Origin of the sequence: Bathymodiolus heckerae thiotrophic gill symbiont, assembly GCF_900128515.1 — a bacterium.
Taxonomy (GTDB): Bacteria; Pseudomonadota; Gammaproteobacteria; order PS1; family Pseudothioglobaceae; genus Thioglobus_A.
Genome location: NZ_FQTP01000172.1, coordinates 1 through 1,910, shown reverse-complemented (window position 1 = coordinate 1,910; position 1,910 = coordinate 1). Strand labels below are relative to the sequence as shown.

The 1,910-nt window shown below is 38.4% G+C and carries 2 protein-coding genes; both read left to right on the top strand.

Translation table 11 applies throughout. The annotated features are described in order from the left end of the window. Window positions 1–1,289 (top strand): vWA domain-containing protein (locus tag BTHERMOSOX_RS10765; RefSeq protein WP_346654958.1); only part of this gene is annotated, 1,289 nt, incomplete at its 5' end. Window positions 1,290–1,291: 2 nt separating this feature from the next. Beyond that, complete coding sequence (locus tag BTHERMOSOX_RS10760) at window positions 1,292–1,606, top strand: rhodanese-like domain-containing protein (RefSeq protein ID WP_138121133.1); 315 nt, start codon at window positions 1,292–1,294, stop codon at window positions 1,604–1,606. The last annotated feature ends 304 nt before the right edge of the window (window positions 1,607–1,910 follow it).

The window sequence follows — 1,910 nt, the reverse complement described above, 5'->3', positions numbered from 1 at the left end:
TTCAAGTTATTGGTGAAGATATTGTTTTTGATAACAATGAAGATGATGTTGATCTTGAAGCAGTAGAGAATAAGCTCACCAAAGCACGCACTCAGCTTATTTTGGACAAACCTTTTTTGGGGAATTTAGTCTTAAGATTACCGATGAAAGCAGCAGGATCTTGGTGTAAAACCAGCGCCACAGATGCTAAAAGCTTTTATTACAATCCTAGCTTTATTGAAAAGCTCGATAATCATCAAACCAAATTTGTACTCATCCATGAAGCACTTCCTTGTGCGCTAACGCATTTTGCCAGGCGAGGTACTCGCGACAAGCACAAATGGGATTTGGCGTGTGATTTCGCCATCAATCCGCTATTGGTTAAAGAGGGTTTTAGGCCGCCACTGGATGTGCCTATTTTTACCAAATACGAAAGCATGATTGCTGAAGAAATCTATCCAATGATTGACGATAGTATTGATACCGAGCCAATGGATCAACATCTATACGATGACAATCCAAAAAAGGACGATGCCGATGAATCAGATGGTGGCATGCGAGAAGATAGCCTAGATGGTCAAAAAGATGATTCCGCTGGAAAGGGTCAAGATAGTAAACAATCACCAGGCAATACAAACTCTGATGATTTGGCCGATCAACCTCCACCTTTAACCCCGGATGAGATGCAAGAACTCAGTAGTCAATGGCAAAAAAATCTTGCTTCATCTGCACAGCTTGCACAACAAGCTGGAAAGTTAGATGGTGAATTCGCCAAATTAATTGATTTTTTTTTACAGCCTCAGCTCTCTTGGCAGTCTTTATTAGCTCAATACATGTCTAGCTTAGCTAGGGATGATTTCTCCTATGCTAGGCCTTCTAGACGCAGTGGCAACGCAATCTTACCTTCGCTGAGATCTAGTCAAATTGACATTACTGTTGCAATTGATACTTCTGGCTCTATCTCCCAAGAAGAGATTGATGAATTCGTGTCTGAAATTAATGCCATTAAAAGCAACATGCGGACATCTATTACTTTAATCGCTTGTGATGAAAAAATTAATGATAACTTAATTTGGCGTTTTGAAGCCTGGGATGAGTTGCAATTTCCAGTATCACTCGGTGGAGGAAAAGGCACAAACTTTAACCCTGTTTTTAATTACATAGACGAGCAAGATTCACCCTCTAGCGTTTTAATTTACTTTACCGATGCCAAAGGTAAGTTCCCAGAGTTTGAGCCAAATTATCCAGTAATGTGGCTTGTTAAAGGCAAAGAGCCAATCCCGTGGGGATCTAGAATTCAACTAAACTAATCATGCAAGATTTAAATCCTAAACAATTACAGCGCTATTTAAAAGACAATTCGCCACTACTATTAGATGTTAGAGAGCAGTGGGAGTGGGATAAATGTCATTTTGATGAAGCAAGATTATTACCCATGGGGCAAATCATGGCTAATATCGATTCGCTTGATAAAACAGAAGAAATTGTATTAATTTGCCATCACGGCATTCGCTCTATGCAAGTTGCGCATTATTTTGAATCAATAGGATTTACAAATCTAGTTAACCTTAAAGGCGGCATAGATGCTTGGACCAAAACAATTGACAGCTCAATGGCTTTATACTAAAGAGTCCTGTTAAAAAATACAATAAGGGCGGCGTATTAGAAGAAGATCACACTTTTATTTATATTTTTTTGATATAATGAATATGTCCATTCAAGTTCCAAGTACAACTTTTTACCCCTAAAAAAGAGCAAGATACCCTAGGTATCATTAACTCTTTTCTAGGTCTAGTAAAAAGGAGTATAAATGAGCCAATACAAGCATCTTGCACAGTCGCAAAGATACCATATTTACCAATGTTTAAAACTTAAAATGACACAATCTGCCATTGCCAATGGTGCAAATACCGTTATGAAGGTTAGAGATC

What these genes read in the sequence shown, in the direction of transcription:
- BTHERMOSOX_RS10760 (WP_138121133.1), top strand. Translation starts at nt 1,292, where the DNA reads ATGCAAGATTTAAATCCTAAACAATTACAGCGCTATTTAAAAGACAAT.